General features: G+C 69.0%; 17 protein-coding genes. 3 read left to right on the top strand and 14 right to left on the bottom strand.

What is annotated here, in order from left to right:
* Positions 1–4 precede the first annotated feature (4 nt).
* A complete protein-coding gene (locus tag ACT6S0_RS03660) occupies positions 5–1,051 on the bottom strand; it encodes a hypothetical protein (RefSeq protein ID WP_444762563.1) in 1,047 nt (348 codons plus the stop codon).
* Positions 1,052–1,160: 109 nt separating this feature from the next.
* Here ACT6S0_RS03660 and ACT6S0_RS03655 point away from each other — a divergent pair, with 109 nt between their 5' ends.
* Positions 1,161–1,679 (top strand): ECF-type sigma factor, encoded by a 519-nt coding sequence (locus ACT6S0_RS03655; protein WP_444762562.1) that lies wholly within the window; start codon positions 1,161–1,163, stop codon positions 1,677–1,679.
* Positions 1,680–1,685: 6 nt separating this feature from the next.
* Here ACT6S0_RS03655 and ACT6S0_RS03650 read toward each other — a convergent pair whose 3' ends face one another.
* Entirely contained in the window at positions 1,686–2,438 is a 753-nt protein-coding gene (locus tag ACT6S0_RS03650; RefSeq protein ID WP_444762561.1) for a substrate-binding periplasmic protein, read from the bottom strand.
* A 97-nt stretch (positions 2,439–2,535) separates the two neighbouring features.
* The gene (locus ACT6S0_RS03645) at positions 2,536–3,156 is read right to left on the bottom strand and encodes a cation transporter (RefSeq protein ID WP_444762560.1); all 621 of its coding nucleotides are present in this window, start codon (positions 3,154–3,156) and stop codon (positions 2,536–2,538) included.
* Between the two features lie 74 nt (positions 3,157–3,230).
* Here ACT6S0_RS03645 and ACT6S0_RS03640 point away from each other — a divergent pair, with 74 nt between their 5' ends.
* Positions 3,231–3,653 (top strand): Cd(II)/Pb(II)-responsive transcriptional regulator, encoded by a 423-nt coding sequence (locus ACT6S0_RS03640; protein WP_444762559.1) that lies wholly within the window; start codon positions 3,231–3,233, stop codon positions 3,651–3,653.
* Positions 3,654–3,686: 33 nt separating this feature from the next.
* Here ACT6S0_RS03640 and pyk read toward each other — a convergent pair whose 3' ends face one another.
* From pyk to ACT6S0_RS03625, 3 genes are all read right to left on the bottom strand, one after another.
* A complete protein-coding gene (pyk, locus tag ACT6S0_RS03635) occupies positions 3,687–5,117 on the bottom strand; it encodes a pyruvate kinase (RefSeq protein ID WP_444762558.1) in 1,431 nt (476 codons plus the stop codon).
* Positions 5,118–5,184: 67 nt separating this feature from the next.
* The gene (locus tag ACT6S0_RS03630; protein ID WP_444762557.1) at positions 5,185–5,661 is read right to left on the bottom strand and encodes a GNAT family N-acetyltransferase; all 477 of its coding nucleotides are present in this window, start codon (positions 5,659–5,661) and stop codon (positions 5,185–5,187) included.
* A gap of 5 nt (positions 5,662–5,666) precedes the next feature.
* A complete protein-coding gene (locus ACT6S0_RS03625; RefSeq protein ID WP_444762556.1) occupies positions 5,667–6,260 on the bottom strand; it encodes a helix-turn-helix domain-containing protein in 594 nt (197 codons plus the stop codon).
* A gap of 20 nt (positions 6,261–6,280) precedes the next feature.
* Here ACT6S0_RS03625 and ACT6S0_RS03620 point away from each other — a divergent pair, with 20 nt between their 5' ends.
* A complete protein-coding gene (locus ACT6S0_RS03620) occupies positions 6,281–7,213 on the top strand; it encodes a DMT family transporter (RefSeq protein ID WP_444762555.1) in 933 nt (310 codons plus the stop codon).
* On the opposite strand, the gene ACT6S0_RS03615 is transcribed toward ACT6S0_RS03620, so the two are convergent.
* The 8 genes from ACT6S0_RS03615 to htpX all read right to left on the bottom strand — a co-directional run bounded on the left by ACT6S0_RS03615 (position 7,155) and on the right by htpX (position 15,408).
* The gene (locus ACT6S0_RS03615; protein WP_444762554.1) at positions 7,155–9,482 is read right to left on the bottom strand and encodes an NADP-dependent malic enzyme; all 2,328 of its coding nucleotides are present in this window, start codon (positions 9,480–9,482) and stop codon (positions 7,155–7,157) included. The two genes, ACT6S0_RS03620 and ACT6S0_RS03615, sit on opposite strands and share 59 nt — an antisense overlap.
* 75 nt (positions 9,483–9,557) lie before the next feature.
* Positions 9,558–10,814 (bottom strand): GGDEF domain-containing protein, encoded by a 1,257-nt coding sequence (locus ACT6S0_RS03610; protein ID WP_444762553.1) that lies wholly within the window; start codon positions 10,812–10,814, stop codon positions 9,558–9,560.
* Between the two features lie 120 nt (positions 10,815–10,934).
* A complete protein-coding gene (locus tag ACT6S0_RS03605; RefSeq protein WP_444762552.1) occupies positions 10,935–12,128 on the bottom strand; it encodes a phosphoglycerate kinase in 1,194 nt (397 codons plus the stop codon).
* 67 nt (positions 12,129–12,195) lie between these two features.
* Positions 12,196–12,525, bottom strand: coding sequence for an AzlD domain-containing protein (locus tag ACT6S0_RS03600; protein WP_444762551.1), 330 nt, complete (start codon positions 12,523–12,525; stop codon positions 12,196–12,198).
* Positions 12,518–13,237, bottom strand: coding sequence for an AzlC family ABC transporter permease (locus tag ACT6S0_RS03595; RefSeq protein ID WP_444762550.1), 720 nt, complete (start codon positions 13,235–13,237; stop codon positions 12,518–12,520). The genes ACT6S0_RS03600 and ACT6S0_RS03595 overlap by 8 nt, the downstream gene beginning before the upstream one ends.
* Before the next feature lie 30 nt (positions 13,238–13,267).
* Complete coding sequence (locus ACT6S0_RS03590) at positions 13,268–14,038, bottom strand: head GIN domain-containing protein (protein WP_444762549.1); 771 nt, start codon at positions 14,036–14,038, stop codon at positions 13,268–13,270.
* A gap of 134 nt (positions 14,039–14,172) precedes the next feature.
* Positions 14,173–14,526, bottom strand: a complete 354-nt coding sequence (locus ACT6S0_RS03585; RefSeq protein ID WP_444762548.1) for a hypothetical protein — start codon at positions 14,524–14,526, stop codon at positions 14,173–14,175.
* 36 nt (positions 14,527–14,562) lie between these two features.
* A complete protein-coding gene (gene htpX, locus ACT6S0_RS03580; protein ID WP_444762547.1) occupies positions 14,563–15,408 on the bottom strand; it encodes a zinc metalloprotease HtpX in 846 nt (281 codons plus the stop codon).
* Positions 15,409–15,430 lie beyond the last annotated feature (22 nt).

The raw sequence follows: 15,430 nt of genomic DNA, 5'->3' as shown, positions 1-15,430 counted from the left end.
GGCCTCAATGCTCGCTAACCATGCGGGCAATCAGCATCGCGTGCGTTTGCGCCAGGTTGGCGGCGATGCGCTCGCGGTAGCGCTGCGGCTCGGCGACGACCTCGTACTTCTCGCTGGAGCTGCTGTCCTTGGAGCCGATGGCCATGCGCAGCAGGCCCACGGCCACCGCGCCGGCGATCTCGCCGGTGGTCGCGGCCTCCTTGCGCACCTCGGTGAAGGCGGCCGGGTCCAGCAGCAGCGGCGCCTTGGTGCTGAGCGTCGAGCCCTCCGACCCCGACATGACGGTCATGCGCGCATGCGTCAGGATGGGGTGCAGTCTGGCGCTGACGGCAGCCGTGTTGCTGAGCCCGCTGAGGAAGCCGCGGTTCTCGTTCTTCAGCTGCGCGAAGTGCAGCTTCATCGACACCTCCACCAGAGCGGCGCCGTCCAGCTCCTTTTGCAGGGTGACGTTCTCGACCGACTCCGAGATGCCAGTGACGGCCGCACCGAAGCCCGCCAGCGCGGCCAGCGTGCCCTTCTTGCTGGTGTTGGCCAGCATGCGATGGGTGCCGTACAGGGCCATGCCGGGCGGTGCGACGGTGATCGAGCTTTCGCCGCGCAGCGGCACCTGCACGCCGCCGGCCGTCAGCCTGGCCCAGGTGGGCGACGCGGCCAGTTGCTGCGGCGTCAGCACCTCCAGGCCCTGCGCCTGCAGTGCCTGCACGAAGCTGGCGTAGAGCTGCTCGGTCAGCGCCTGGAATTCCGGCTCGGCCACGCCGGTCAGCCGGTAATGGCCGCTGACGCTGGCGCGGCCGGCAGCGGCGAAGCCCGAAGTCTCGGAGCTGACGCTGTCCTGCGTGACGAACTCGATGCTGAACTGCGGCACCGCGACGCGCCGGCTGCCCTTGAGGTCCTTGAGCGCCTTCACGCCCGACACCTCGACCAGGCTGGCCGCCGCCGAGGCGGCGTCGAAAGGGCCGGGCAGCGGCAGCGCCGCCGGGTTCTTGGCGAGGGCGGGCTGCAGCAGGCTGCCGCACAGCACGGCGACAACGGCGAGGGAACGGGGCGACATGGAAGCTCCTGGTGTGGGCGAGCCCGGCACATGCCGGGCCTCATTCCCTACACGCAGCGGACCGCAGCCAAAAGGACCACCCCGGACCCATGCATGCAAGAATTTCCGCATGCCCCAACCCGCTGCCCCGTCCGACGCGCTGAACCAGAGCCTGTATGACGAGCTGCACCGCTGCGCCGCCGCGCAGATGCGCAAGGAGCACGCCGGCCACACGCTCAGCGCGACGGCGCTCACGCACGAGGCCTGGCTCAGGATGGCTGAACAGACGCGCACCGCGTGGCAGAGCCGCAGCCATTTCCTGGGTGTGGCGGCGCTGATGATGCGGCGCATCCTCGTCAACCACGCACTGGCCAAGCAGGCCGCCAAGCGCGAAGCCATGCTGGTGCCGCTGACGCTGACCGAGGCCCGGCAGGTGGCCGGCGGCGTGGATGCCGACGTGCTGCGCGTGCACGAGGCGCTGCTGGCCTTCGAGCAGCAGGACGCGCGCGCGGCCAAGGTCGTCGAGCTGAAGTTTTTTGGCGGGCTGGAGCTGGGGGAGATCGCCGAGGCGCTCGACCTGAGCCGCACGACCGTCAAGCGCGACTGGGCGCTGGCTCGCGCCTGGCTTCACCGCGAGCTGACCGGCTAGCGGCAGCTAGCGGTAACGCGCCATCAGCCGCGCCAGCTCACCCTCGTTGACCAGGCCCTGGATGGCGGTGTTCAAGGCCGCCAGCCCGACCGAGCTGCTCAGCGACAACGCGCATTGCGCCAGCACTTCGGAGACCACCAGCGGCGGGTGCAGCGCCAGCTTGAAGTGGCCCACGCGCTGCTGGTACTCCAGCACGCGCCGGCCCGTCAGCGCATGGCTCACGCGGCCGCGCGCCAGCTTCTCAAGGTTGGTCACCGTGTCGGGCGCATCGTCACGCAGGAAGCCGGCACGCAGCATGTCGGCCATTTCGGGGTAGACGTAGCCACGCACCGTGCCCACCGGCTGGCCACTCACCGCCACCAGCCCTTTCGGTGCAGGCACCGCGGCGGCGCTGATGAGCAAGGCCTGGTCGGCAATGAAAGGACGGCTCCACGCGAAGGCGCCCGGCAGCCAGTCGCTCTGGTAGTCACACAGCAGGTCGCCCTCGCCACGCTGCAGGGCCTCGGCCAGGCGCTTGCGCGGCACCGGCTTGGCCACCAGCTCGCGCCCCAGGCGCCGGCTCAGCGCCAGGCCGATGTCCAGGTTCAGACCCTCCACCACCTGGTCGCCGTCGACGCGGGCATGGGGCATCAGGGCGCTGCTCTCAACCAGCAGCACCAGCGGCGGCCGGCCCGGATCGGCACTGGCGGGCGCGCACAGCCACAGGACGGCCACGCCCACCCATGCCTGCCCTGTCCAGCGACGCGCTGCCCTTTTCATGGCGGCATCATGCCGCGCAGAAATGGCCTGTGGATGCCCAGGGCTGATCGCCAACGTGCGCAGCGCACGGAAACCGGCGCCGGGCGCCGGGCCGGCCTCAGGCTGCCGCGCGGATCTCCGCCCGCGCCTGCCGCAACACGTCGCGCGATGAATGCAGGGCCAGGCTGGCCATGACGACGGCCACCACCAGGTCCGGCCAGGCCTGACCGGTCAGCGCAACGGCACCGGCCGCAGCCACCACGGCCACGTTGCCGAGCGCATCGTTGCGGCTGCACAGCCAGACAGCGCGCATGTTGGCGTCGCCCTCGCGCCAGGCGTAAAGCATCACCGCCACGCCCACATTGGCCAGCAGGGCCAGCGTGCCGACGATGCCCATCGTCGCGGCCTGCGGCGGCTCGCCGTGCAGCGCCGCCCAGGCCGCTCGCGCCAGCACGCCGACGCCGAAAATCGCCATCGCCGAGCCCTTGAGCCAGGCCAGCCGGGCCCGCCACAGCAGGCCGGCGGACAGCACGGCCAGCGAGGCGCCGTAGTTGGCCGCGTCACCGACGAAGTCCAGCGCGTCGGCCCACAGCGCCAGCGAGCCGGCGCGCCAGCCGGCGCTGATCTCTATGACGGCCATCGCAGCATTGATGACGAGCGCCGCCCACAGCACGCGGCGGTAGGCCGGCGTGTTGCCGGGGCTGGGTTGGTGATGGTGGTGATGACAGGCGTGGCTCACGAGAAGTCCTTGGACGACACAGGCCCGCATTGCAAACCCTGGAGCCACTCCAGAGTCAAGCTCACAATCGGTGCATGCGTATTGGAGAGCTCAGCCGCCTGACCGGCACGCCGGTCGACACCATCCGCCACTACGAGCGCGAGGGCCTGCTGGCGCCGCCACCGCGCACGCAAGCGGGCTACCGCGTCTACGGCCCGCCCGACGCCGAGCGCCTGCACTTCATCCGCCGCTGCCGGTCACTGGATATGAACCTGGCCGAGGTGAGCGCCCTGCTCGCCCTGAAGGGCGGAGGTCATGATGGCGAGGCCCACGCCCTGCTGGACGCGCACATCGGCCATGTCAGCGCGCGCATCAAGGCCTTGCAGGAACTGGAAAAGGAGCTGCGGGCACTGCGCGCCCGCTGCCAGGGCGACGAACCGGCCTGTGCCATCCTCGAAGGCCTGGCCGAGCCGGGGGCGGAGCTGCCCTTGAAGAGCCATGTCGGCCACAGTCATTGAGGCGCCGCTTTGCGGCAGGTGCCTCGGGGGTGGTCAACCGACTCTGCAGACCTTCAACATGTTGGTGCCGCCGGGATAGCCCATCGGCTCGCCGCAGGTGATGGCATAGGTGTCGCCCGGCATGAGCACGCCGCGCTCGACGAGGATCTTTTCCGCCGCGGCCAGGGCCGTGTCGCGGTCCTCGAACTTGGGCATCAGCAACGGCAGCACATTGCGGTACAGCGCCATCTTGCGCTGGCTGATCGGCTGGGTCGTCAGGCCGAAGATGGGCACCTGGATGCGATGGCGGCTCATCCACAGCGCCGTGGAGCCGGACTCCGTCAGCGCCAGGATGGCCTTGCAGCCGAGGTGATAGGCCGTGAACAGCGCGCCCATGGCGATGGACTGGTCGATGCGGCCGAACTGGCGACCAGCGAAATCGGTGTCCAGGCTGACGAACTCGGCGCGCTCGGCCTCCAGCGCGATATTGGCCATCTGCTCGACCGTCTCGATGGGGTATTTGCCGGCGGCAGTCTCGGCGGACAGCATGACGGCGTCGGTCCCGTCCAACACGGCGTTGGCCACATCCGACACCTCGGCACGCGTGGGCACCGGGTTGACGATCATGGACTCCATCATCTGCGTGGCCGTGATGGAGACCTTGTCCAGCTCGCGGGCCATCTTGATCATGCGCTTCTGCAACGCCGGCACGGCCGCGTTGCCGACTTCAACGGCCAGGTCACCGCGCGCCACCATGATGCCGTCGCTGGCCTTGAGGATGGCTTCGAGGTGGGGGATGGCCTCGTAGCGCTCGATCTTGGCGATCATGGCCGGCTTGTGCCGGTAGGGCTCGCCGGCCACGTTGGCCAGCTGGCGCGCCATCTCCATGTCGGTGGCGTTCTTGGGGAAGCTCACGGCCAGGTATTCGCACTGGAAGGACATCGCGGTCTTGATGTCCTCCATGTCCTTGCCGGTCAGCGCCGGCGCCGTCAGGCCGCCGCCCTGCTTGTTGATGCCCTTGTTGTTGGACAGCTCGCCGCCGAGCTTGACGACGGTGTGCACCTGGGCGCCGCGCACGGCCTCGACGGTCAGCACCAGCAGGCCGTCGTTGAGCAGCAGTGTGTCGCCGGGCTTCACGTCGCGCGGCAGCTCCTTGTAGTCCAGGCTGGCGATGTCCTGGTTGCCGAGCTCGGTGCGGTCGGCGTCGAGGATGAAGGGCGCGCCGGGAACCAGCTCGATCTTGCCGCCCTCGAACTTGCCGACGCGGATCTTGGGGCCCTGCAGGTCGGCCATGATGGCCACCGACTTGCCGACCCGCTCGGCGGCCGCGCGGACCATGGTGGCGCGGTCGATGTGGTCCTGCGCCTTGCCGTGGGAGAAGTTCAGCCGCACGACGTCGACACCGGCGCGCAGCATCTTTTCCAAGACCTCCGGCGTGTTGGAAGCGGGGCCGAGGGTGGCGACGATCTTGGTGGCGCGGGTCATGGCTGTCTCGATTCTTGGAAGGCGCGGAATTATGGTCCGCCGCGCCCCGCGCGAGTTTCTTCGTGTTTCACATCTGCGCGGGCGTCAGCACCTTTTCGAAGAAGGCACTGAGCGGGTCGCGCGCGTAGTCGCCGAAGGGCCCGCGTTCGCTGTAGCCCAGCCGCCGGTACAGCGCCAGCGCTTCGGGCTGGTGGATGCCGGTCTCCAGCCGCGCCAGCCTCACGCCGCGCGCGGTCAGCTCGGCCTCCAGCCGTGCCATCAACTGCCTGGCGACGCCGCGGCCGCGGGCGCTGTCGAGCACGAACAGGCGCTTGATCTCGCCGTAGGCAGGCTCGCCCGCGGGGGCGCGGTGCCTGACGCCGCCGCAGCCGACCAGTCGGGCGTCCACCCACGCGCCCCAGAAGGCGCCCAGCGGCGGCCGCAGGTTGGCGGCCGGCTCGAAATGATTGCTTTCGCTGGGGTAGAGCGCCGTCATCAGCGCTTCGGATTGGGTGATCAGCGCCTGGGCATCGGGGCTGGTCGGGTCGAGTGGCGCAAGCTGCATGGCGGTTACAGGCTGGGAACGGTCATCGCGAGCAGGTAGCGCGCGGGCTCGATGCCGGGGTTGGCGAAGACGGAACGGCCGGTGACACGGAAGCTGATCGAGTCGCCTGCGGTCAAGGTGTAGACCTGACCCTGCAGCGTCAGGCTGACGCCGCCTTGCAGCAGACAAAGGTGGTGCTCCAGCCGCGCCACGGTCGGTTCCTCGTAAGCCAGCTCAGCGCCGGGCGCGAGTCGCGCCTCGATCACCTCGGTGGCAAAGCCGGCCAGCGGCGGGCAGCGCATCAGCCGCTCGAAGCCGCTCCGCTGGTCGTGCCAGCGCGGCTGGTCGGCAGCGCGCAGCAGCCGCACCGGCAGGGCCTCGGCGTCCGCCAGCAGCCGGCTCAGGGGCAAGCCGTGCGCGCGGGCCAGGCGCGACAGCAGCGTGGCGGTCGGGCTGGTCTCGGCGCGCTCAAGCCGGGAGAGCGTCGCCCGGCTGACCCCGCTGCGCGTGGCCAGTTCGTCCAGCGACCAGCCGGCGGCCAGGCGCAGCGTCGCGAGGCGCTCGGCAAGCTGCAGTTCGAAATGCCCCTCGTCGCTCGATTCAGAGAAATTTTCTCTCATACGGGAATATGCTAGCCGATATGAGAGATCGCCACACCGCCCCGCTGATCGCCGCGCTGGCGGTCGTGCTGACCTGGGGCGTCAATTTCCCGCTGTCCAAAGCCCTGTTCACGCAGCTCGGCCCGGAGGGCTTCCTGGGTCTGCGCTATCTGCTCGTGCCGTTGTGCGCAGTGGCGCTGCTGTGCTGGCGTTTCGGCACCGCCTGGCCGCGGCTGGACCGCAGCGAGGTGGGCCCGCTGGTGCGCCTGACCTTGATCGGCCAGGGGCTGCACCTGCTGCTGGCGGCTTACGGCATGCAGGGCTCCACGGCCTTCAGCGCCAGCGTGCTGCTGGCCTGCGGGCCCGTCTTCACGCTGCTGATCCTGCGTGCCAGCGGCGTGGAGCGACTGTCGCGCGGCCAGGTCGCCGGCGTGGCGATGGCGGCCAGCGGGGCGCTGCTGTTCACGTCCGACAAGCTGCTGGCGGCCGACTGGCATGCCGGCATCGGCGACCTGACCCTGCTGGCCGCCGCTGCCCTGTTCAGCTACTACACGGTCGCCAGCAAGCCGCTGATCCTGCATCACGGCGGCGTGACGGTGCTGGGCTACGGCAGCCTGGTCTGCACCCTGCCGATGCTGCTGTGGTGCGCGCCCGAGCTGGCGGCGCTCGACTGGCAGGCCCAGCCCGGCTGGGTGTGGAGCGGCACCGTCTGGCAGGTCGCCGGCGGCGGCTTCATCGGCTGGCTGGCCTGGGGCTGGGCCAACGAGAAGCGCGGCGTGGCCCGCACCGCACCCTTGATCTACCTGATGCCGCTCGTGGCCGGCCTGATCGCATGGCTGTGGGGCGGCGAGCAGTTCAGCGTGCCCAAGCTGCTGGGCGCCGGCGTCATCCTTGCCGGCGTGGCGCTGGCGCAGTTCAGTCCTTCACGGCCTGGGCTTCCCGCACGTCCGCCACCGCCAGAGCCGTCATGTTGATGATGCGGCGCACCGTCGCCGACGGCGTCAGGATGTGCACCGGTGCCGCCGCACCCAGCAAGATGGGCCCGACCGTCACGCCGTGACTGGCGCTGATCTTCAGCACATTGAAGAGGATGTTGGCCGCGTCCAGCGTCGGCAGCACCAGCAGGTTGGCGGCGCCCTTGAGCTTGCTGTCGGGCAGGAAGGCCAGGCGCACGCTTTCGGACAACGCCGCGTCGCCATGCATCTCGCCATCACACTCGACCTCGGGATGCGCCGCCGCGAACAGCTCGTGGGCGCGGCGCATCTTCACGGCCGACGGGCGCGTCGATGAGCCGAACATGGAGTGGCTGACGAAGGCCAGCTTGGGCGGCAGGCCGAAGCGTCTCACCTCTTCGGCGGCCATGGCCGCGATATCGGCCAACTCTTCGGCAGTCGGGTCGTCGTTGACAAAGGTGTCGGTGATGAACAGCGTCATCTGCTCCAGGATCAGTGCGTTCATTGCTGCGAACTGGCGGGCGCCCTGGCGCAGGCCGACCAGCTCGCGCACCTGCTCCAGATGACGGTCGAAACGGCCGACCAGCCCGCAGATCATCGCGTCGGCGTCACCCAGCTCGATGGCCAGCGCGCCGATGACCGTGTTGGAGCGGCGTACGGCCGACTTGGCCATCTCGGGCGTGACGCCATTGCGCTTCATGCGGGCGTGGTAGGCCTCCCAGTAGAGGCGAAAGCGCGGGTCGTCCTCCGGGTCGATGACGGCGACGTCCTCGCCCAGCTTCAGGCGCAGGCCGGCGCGCTGGATGCGCGCGGCCAACACGCCGGGGCGGCCGATCAGCGTCGGCTTGCACAGGCCTTCGTCCAGCGCCACCTGGACCGCGCGCAGCACGCGCTCGTCCTCGCCTTCGGCGTAGATCACGCGCGCGGGCGCGGCCTTGGCGGCCGAGAAGACCGGGCGCATGAACATGCCGGTCTGGTAGACGAAGCGCTCCAGCGACTGGCGGTAGGCGACCAGGTCGGCGATGGGCCGCGTGGCCACGCCGTCGGCGGCCGCCGCCGCCGCCACGGCCGGCGCGATGCGCAGGATCAGGCGGGCATCAAACGGCTTGGGGATGAGGTACTCCGGCCCGAACGCCAGCTCCTGGCCGGCGTAGGCCGCCGCCACTTCATCCGACGTCTCCGCCTTGGCCAGCGCCGCGATCTCGCGCACGCAGGCCAGCTTCATGCCCTCGGTGATCTTGCTCGCGCCGCAGTCCAGCGCGCCGCGGAAGATGTAGGGGAAGCAGAGCACGTTGTTGACCTGGTTCGGGTAGTCGCTGCGTCCGGTGGCCATGATGCAGTCCGGCCGCACGGCCTTGGCCAGCTCGGGGCGGATCTCGGGCTCCGGGTTCGCCAGCGCCAGGATGATGGGCTGCGTGCCCATGGTCTTGACCATGTCCGCCGTCAGCACGCCGGCCGCCGAGCAGCCGAGGAAGACATCGGCGCCGTCGACGACATCGGCCAGCGTGCGCGCCGTCGTGATCTGGCAATAGCGCTGCTTGGATTCATCGAGCTTGCCGGCCTTGGTGTCCTCACGCTCGCTCTGGATGACGCCGCGCGAGTCGCAGACGAACACGTTCTCGCGCCGCACGCCCAGGCCCACCATCACATCCAGGCAGGCAATGGCCGCTGCACCGGCGCCGGACACGGCCACCTTGACCTTGCCGATGTCCTTGCCCACCAGTTCCAGCCCGTTGAGCAGCGCGGCCGACGAGATGATGGCCGTGCCGTGCTGGTCGTCATGGAACACCGGGATGTTCATGCGCTTGGACAGCTCGCGCTCGATGTAGAAGCACTCGGGCGCCTTGATGTCCTCCAGGTTGATGCCGCCCAGCGTCGGCTCCATCGCCGCAATGATGTCGATGAGCTTGTCCGGGTCGCGCTCGGCCAGTTCGATGTCGAACACGTCGATGCCGGCGAACTTCTTGAACAGGCAGCCCTTGCCTTCCATCACCGGCTTGGCCGCCAGCGGGCCGATGTCGCCCAGGCCGAGCACGGCGGTGCCGTTGGTGATGACGCCCACCAGATTGCCGCGCGACGTGTACTCGGCTGCCAGCGACGGGTCGCGCTCGATGTCCAGGCAGGGATAGGCGACGCCGGGCGAGTAGGCCAGCGACAGGTCGCGCTGGTTGGAAAGCGCCTTGGTCGGCGTGACGGAAACCTTTCCGCGTGTCGGCGCACGGTGATAGTCGAGGGCGGCGTCGCGCAGCGCGGCCTCGGCCGGCGACAGGGGGGCGTTGTTCTTTTCCATGAGGGCGTGTCTCCAGGAGGAATCCTGAAGATTACGTCGCGATTGAGCGCCTGCCGATGCCGGTTCTTTGGCGATCTATGCCGAAGCCGATATCACCCGGTCGCGGCCTGCCTGCTTGGCGCGGTACATGGCCTGGTCGGCCTCGCGCAGCGCGGCTTCAACATCGGCAGCCCCCACGGCCTGGGCCACGCCCCAGCTCGCCGTCACCCGCAGGCCGGCCGGCCATTCGGTGTGGGCAAGGACCTGGCGCAGGCGCTCGGCGACCGCCACGGCCTCGGCGGCAGGCGTCTGCGGCATGACGATGACGAACTCCTCACCTCCCCAGCGCGCCAGCAAGTCGTCGCGCGGCAGGTTGGCGCGCAGCGTGTGTGCCAGCAGTACCAGCACCTGGTCACCGGTCTCGTGCCCATGCCCGTCGTTGACGCGCTTGAAATGGTCCACGTCGACGAAGACGACCGACAGCGGAAAGCCCGTGTCGCCCTGCACCTGCAGCAGCAGCTCCAGTGCGCGGTCCAGGCCGTCACGGTTGGCCACGCGGGTCAGCGAGTCGCGCAGCGCCATCTGCTCCAGCACCCGCGAGCGCTTCATCGAGTGCCGCAGGCGGCCACGCACCGTCCAGCTCTCCCATGCCAGATAGCCCAGCAGGCTGAACATCCACAGCCCGACGAGACCGAGGCGGAAGGTCTCGGGCGCCACCCAGTCGCCGACGAGCTCGGCAGCCTCCACGCGAATCAGGTGCTGCCCCACCGTCGTCTGGCCGCTGGTGCTGAAGCTGATGATGCGCACGCGGTCCAGTTCGGGGCCGACGATGGCCAATGGCAGCGCATGGCCTTGCGACCACCAAGAGCTGACCATGAATTGCGACAGCCTCAGCTCCACCGGCTGGGGCTGGGCGCCGGGCGCGAAGATCAGCTCATGCGGTTTGAGGTCAACCGCATCCCCCCGGCCCGAATAGGCCGGGTTGAAATTGCGCAGGAAGACGCGCACCTGCACAGGTTCCTTGCCCTCGTTCGGCCCCTCGGCATGCAGCGAGAGCCGGAGATGGCTGAAGCGCTGCAGGTCCAGGTCCCGCTCCTGCATGACGATTTGCAGCTCACAGAAAGGCCATTCATAGCCGGGCCGGATCGCGCAGCGCATCGCCAACGGCTGCTGGACCGATGCATCCCGCACGGCCTCGCTCGCCCCGCCAACGCCGCGGTCGTCGACGATCTCCACATGCTGGCCCGGGCTGCGCCCGTCCAGCACCAGACGGCGCGTCATCCAATGCTCATTGGCGTAGAGGCCCAGCACCGTCGCCAGGACGAGCAGAGCAAGCAGCCAGCGCAGAACCATGCGGGCATTCTGGCGGCCCGGCCCCCGACACGGTGCATGGCGGCCGCCGGCAAGCGTGAAATGAGCCCGCCCGACACTTACAAAGTTGTAACGACCGCCCGCTTCGGGGCGGCCTCGTCGTCAGCCCGCCGCGCGCCGGGCGAGGATCTCGAAAGCCGGCAAGGTCTTGCCCTCCAGCACTTCGAGGAACGCACCGCCGCCGGTGGAGATGTAGCCGACGTCCTTCTCGATGCCGTACTTGGCAATCGCGGCCAGGGTGTCGCCGCCGCCGGCGATGCTGAAGGCCACGCTCTCGGCAATCGCGCGGGCGATGGCCTCGGTGCCATGGGCAAAGGCGTCGAACTCGAAGACACCGACCGGGCCGTTCCACACGATGGTGCCGGCCGCTTTCAATTGCTCGGCGAGCTTGGCCGCGGTCTTGGGGCCGATGTCGAGGATGAGGTCGTCGTCGTCCACGTCGGTGGCCGCCTTGACGGCCGCCGTGGCGCCGGCGGCAAAGGTCTTGGCCGTGACGACATCCTCCGGAATGGGCACCGCGGCACCACGCGCGGCCATCGCCTCGATGACGGCCTTGGCTTCGCCCACCAGGTCCGGCTCGGCCAGCGACTTGCCGATCTTCAAACCGGCAGCCAGCATGAAGGTGTTGGCAATGCCGCCGCCGACGATGAGGCCGTCGACCTTGGCCGACAGCGCCTTCAGGATGGTCAGCTTGGTCGAGACCTTGGAGCCGGCAACGATGGCCACCAGCGGCCGTCGCGGGTTGGCCAGCGCCTTGGTGATGGCATCGATCTCGGCCGCCAGCAGCGGGCCGGCGCAGGCGATGGGCGCGTACTGCGCGATACCGTAAGTGGTGCCCTCGGCCCGGTGGGCGGTGCCAAAAGCATCGTTGACGAAGATGTCGCAGAGCCCGGCCATCTTGCGGGCCAGCTCCTCGTTGTTCTTCTTCTCACCCTTGTTCAGGCGGCAGTTCTCCAGCATGACGAGCTGGCCCGGCGCGACACTGACGCCACCCACCCAGTTGGCGACCACGGGGATCTCGCGGCCCATCAGCTCGCCCATCCGCTTGGCCACGGGGCGCAGCGAATCCTCCGGCTTGAACTCGCCCTCGGTGGGGCGGCCCAGATGGGAGGTGACCATGACGGCGGCACCCGCCTTCAGCGCGGCCTCGATGGCCGGGATGGACGCGCGGATGCGCGTGTCCTCGGTGATGTTGCCGGCGTCGTCCTGCGGCACGTTGAGGTCGGCGCGGATGAAGACGCGTTGGCCGGAGACCTTGCCGGCGGCGATCAGGTCGGAGAAGCGGAGGACGTTCATGGTGGGGCGATGCGAAAGTTGGGAGATCGAGACTGCCGCGATTCTCTCCGCCCCGCGTTCCAGCCGGTTACCAACCCAAGACCAGCTTTAACGGCAGCATCACGGCCATGCCGCTGATGATGGTGCCGAGGATGTCGCGGCGCCAGAAGAAATAACCGCTGGCGACCACCGCGGCCGGCCAGCGCGCGTCCTGCCAGGTGGTGATGACCTGGCCCTGCGTCATGAAGATCTCGGGCGCGACGACGGCCACCAGCGCGGCCAGCGGCGCGACCTTGAGCAGCTCGCGCAGCCAGTCGGGGATCGGCAGTTGCCGGTCGCCGATCATGAAGAAGCCGCGCGTCACCACCGTGATGGCGCCCAGGCCGAACAGCGCAATCCATATCAGCCACTCAGCCATTGCGCGCCTTCCGGCTGTCCAGCCACCAGCCCACGGCGCCGGCAGCGACGATGGCGCACAGGATGTTGAGCTTCAGGGGCAGCGAATAGGTCGCGATCGACACGGCAGCCGCGGTCACGGCCACCCACCACAACATCCTCTCCGTCAGCAGCGAATAGGACAGGCCGAGCAAGGCCAGCACGCCGGCAAATCCGATGCCCCAGTGCGTCGGGATGCGGTCGGCCAGCAGGATGCCCACCAGGGCGGTCAGTTGCCACGTCGGCCAGTTCACGGCGACGCCGCCCCAGAAATAGCGCTGCTGGCTGCGCGCCGGTACGGGGTCGGGGTAGCGCTTGACGAAGTAGACGAAGTTCAGGTCGGCCGCGAAATAGGTCGTCATCAGCCGGCGCCAGCGCGGCAGATGGCCGAAGTAGTGGCGCCACTGTGCGCTGAAGATGACGAAGCGCAGGTTGACGCAGAACGCCGTGGCCAGCAGCACCCACAGCGGTGCGCCGGAGGCGATCAACGGCAGCGCCGTCAGCTGCGCGCTGCCGGCGAACACCAGCAGCGACATGGCAAAGGCCAGCGGGATGCTCAGCCCGCTCTTGATCATCGTCATGCCGGTCACCAGGCCCCAGGCTGCCAGGCCCAGGGAAGGCGACGCCATGTCACGCGCGCCGGCTCGGAAATCAGGATCGGCCGCGAGCGCGCGCAGCCTGATGGTCAAACTCATGCCGCCATTCTCGACGGCATGGGGCCTTGATCACTTGTCGAGGCGACGGACTTTGCCGCTGCCAGCGATGGACGAGCTGATCTCCGGCGAGCCGGCGTACTTCACGTCGCCGCTGCCGGCGATGGAGACATTGAGCTTCTTGGTGGCGTTGACCTGGGCGTCGCCGCTGCCGGCAATGCTGACCTTGACTTCGTCGCTGACCAGTTCGGCAGCCCTGACGTCACCGCTGCCGGCAATCGAGACGGTCGCGCTGCCGCAGCGGCCGGCCGCGACGATGTCGCCACTGCCGCTGACCTTCATCGCCAGGCGTTCGGCATCCAGGCCGGCAAAGCGGATGTCGCCCGAGCCGGCGATGGAGGCATCGACGACGCCGGTCTTCATGGCCTCGACCTTGATCGTGCCGGAGCCGGCCACCGCGACGGCGCGCATGGACGGCATCTCGATCGTGAAGCTGGGGTTGGTGGACGAAGAGACGCTGTAGCCCTTCTTGGGGCCGATCTCCAGCGTGCGGCCCTTGCTGCCGTCGACGACGCGGGTCTCGATGTAGGCCAGCAGGTTGCGGTCGGCCTTGACCTCCACCTTGTTGCCGCTGCCTTGGCGGATGACGACGTTGAAGCCGCCACTGAGCGCCACCGCGTCAAAGGCGCCGGTGTCGCGCGCTTCGGTGGCGATGTCGCCATTGCCGGCGATGCGCTCGCCCTTGTTCCAGCTCCAGGCCTGGGCGGCTCCGCTGAAGGCTGCAGCGGCGCTGACGAGGCCGACGGCACCGAGACGAGCGAAATGGCGGCGAGTGGTGTTCATGTCGGGCTCCATCAGGGTTGTGATGGCTCGCATCTTGCCGGTGCCCCGCCCGGGCGGGAAAGGCGGCGCGACGATGCGCAGGATAGGAGGCCCGAAATGCAATTTCGGCGGCTGGGCGCTGGCCCAGCCTCCGATCACGGCGCCTTGGCCTTGTCGCGCGACGGCTCTGCCGGCCTGGCTTCGGCCTCCTCGGCCACCTGGGCGGGCCGGGCGCCCGGGCGCGGGACCACGGGCGCGACGCCTTCGAGCTTGTTCTCGCGCATGTACTCGTCCATCTCGCGCCAGCCGGTGTAGACGGCCGCCTTCTGCGCCTTGGGGTTGAGCACGTAGCAGTCCTCGATGGCGCGCATCGCATGGCGGCAGGCGCTGCCAATGGCCCTGCCTTCGGCCTCCTTGTTGGCGGCCACCTTGGCTGGGTCGTCGATGCCCAACTGCTCGCAGGCCGACAGGGCTGCGAGCACGGGCAGGGCAAGAAGGATGCGCTTCATCTGCTCAGGTATCGGCCTCGCCACCAGGAACTTGAATCAGCGCCTGACCATCGCGAGAAGGCGCGCGACGCGCTCTTCGGTCGCCGGATGGGTGGAGAACAGCCCACGCAGGCCGCCGCCAGACAGCGGGTTCATGATCATCATCTGCGCCGTCTCCGGGTGCGCCTCGGCGGGCGCCAGCGGGATGCCCTGGGCGTAGCGGTGGATCTTGTCGAGCGCCGAGGCGAGCGCCTGGGGGTCGCCCGAGATCTCGGCCCCGGCCCGGTCGGCCTCGAACTCGCGCGCGCGGCTGATGGCCATCTGGATCAGGCTGGCCGCGAGCGGCGCGAGGATGGCGACGGCGATACCGGCAATCGGGTTGCTGGGCCGACCGTTCTCATCCCGGCCGCCGAAGAAGGCGGCGAAATTAGCCAGCATCGAGATCGCACCGGCCATGGTCGCGCTGATGGTGCTGATCAGGATGTCACGATGCATGACGTGGGCCAGCTCGTGCGCCATGACGCCGCGCAGCTCGCGCTCGGACAGCACGCGCAGGATGCCGGTCGTCGCGGCAACGGCGGCATTCTCGGGGTTGCGGCCGGTTGCGAAGGCATTGGGCGCCGTCTCATCGATCAGGTAGACCTTGGGCATGGGCAAGTTGGCGCGCGCGCTGAGCTCGCGCACCATGCCGTAGAACTGCGGTGCCGAGCTCGCGTCGACCTCGCGGGCGTTGTACATCTTCAGCACCAGCTTGTCGGAGAACCAGTAGCTGTAGAAATTCATGCCGACCGCGACGACGAGCGCGATCAACATGCCGGTCTGGCCGCCGATCATGGCGCCCACGCCCATGAACAGCGCCGTGATGGCGGCCATCAGGACGGCGGTCTTGACCAGGTTGAACATCTCAGGGTGCTCCTGCAGTGAG

The organism is Roseateles sp., assembly GCF_052436255.1.
Classification (GTDB): Bacteria; Pseudomonadota; Gammaproteobacteria; order Burkholderiales; family Burkholderiaceae_C; genus Pelomonas.
Note: the sequence above shows the minus strand (reverse complement) of the source record. Positions and strands in the feature narration are given on the sequence as shown.

What these genes read in the sequence shown, in the direction of transcription:
- ACT6S0_RS03660 (WP_444762563.1), bottom strand. Translation starts at nt 1,051, where the DNA reads ATGTCGCCCCGTTCCCTCGCCGTTGTCGCCGTGCTGTGCGGCAGCCTG.
- ACT6S0_RS03655 (WP_444762562.1), top strand. Translation starts at nt 1,161, where the DNA reads ATGCCCCAACCCGCTGCCCCGTCCGACGCGCTGAACCAGAGCCTGTAT.
- ACT6S0_RS03650 (WP_444762561.1), bottom strand. Translation starts at nt 2,438, where the DNA reads ATGAAAAGGGCAGCGCGTCGCTGGACAGGGCAGGCATGGGTGGGCGTG.
- ACT6S0_RS03640 (WP_444762559.1), top strand. Translation starts at nt 3,231, where the DNA reads ATGCGTATTGGAGAGCTCAGCCGCCTGACCGGCACGCCGGTCGACACC.
- pyk (WP_444762558.1), bottom strand. Translation starts at nt 5,117, where the DNA reads ATGACCCGCGCCACCAAGATCGTCGCCACCCTCGGCCCCGCTTCCAAC.
- ACT6S0_RS03630 (WP_444762557.1), bottom strand. Translation starts at nt 5,661, where the DNA reads ATGCAGCTTGCGCCACTCGACCCGACCAGCCCCGATGCCCAGGCGCTG.
- ACT6S0_RS03625 (WP_444762556.1), bottom strand. Translation starts at nt 6,260, where the DNA reads ATGAGAGAAAATTTCTCTGAATCGAGCGACGAGGGGCATTTCGAACTG.
- ACT6S0_RS03620 (WP_444762555.1), top strand. Translation starts at nt 6,281, where the DNA reads ATGAGAGATCGCCACACCGCCCCGCTGATCGCCGCGCTGGCGGTCGTG.
- ACT6S0_RS03615 (WP_444762554.1), bottom strand. Translation starts at nt 9,482, where the DNA reads ATGGAAAAGAACAACGCCCCCCTGTCGCCGGCCGAGGCCGCGCTGCGC.
- ACT6S0_RS03610 (WP_444762553.1), bottom strand. Translation starts at nt 10,814, where the DNA reads ATGGTTCTGCGCTGGCTGCTTGCTCTGCTCGTCCTGGCGACGGTGCTG.
- ACT6S0_RS03605 (WP_444762552.1), bottom strand. Translation starts at nt 12,128, where the DNA reads ATGAACGTCCTCCGCTTCTCCGACCTGATCGCCGCCGGCAAGGTCTCC.
- ACT6S0_RS03600 (WP_444762551.1), bottom strand. Translation starts at nt 12,525, where the DNA reads ATGGCTGAGTGGCTGATATGGATTGCGCTGTTCGGCCTGGGCGCCATC.
- ACT6S0_RS03595 (WP_444762550.1), bottom strand. Translation starts at nt 13,237, where the DNA reads ATGAGTTTGACCATCAGGCTGCGCGCGCTCGCGGCCGATCCTGATTTC.
- ACT6S0_RS03590 (WP_444762549.1), bottom strand. Translation starts at nt 14,038, where the DNA reads ATGAACACCACTCGCCGCCATTTCGCTCGTCTCGGTGCCGTCGGCCTC.
- ACT6S0_RS03585 (WP_444762548.1), bottom strand. Translation starts at nt 14,526, where the DNA reads ATGAAGCGCATCCTTCTTGCCCTGCCCGTGCTCGCAGCCCTGTCGGCC.
- htpX (WP_444762547.1), bottom strand. Translation starts at nt 15,408, where the DNA reads ATGTTCAACCTGGTCAAGACCGCCGTCCTGATGGCCGCCATCACGGCG.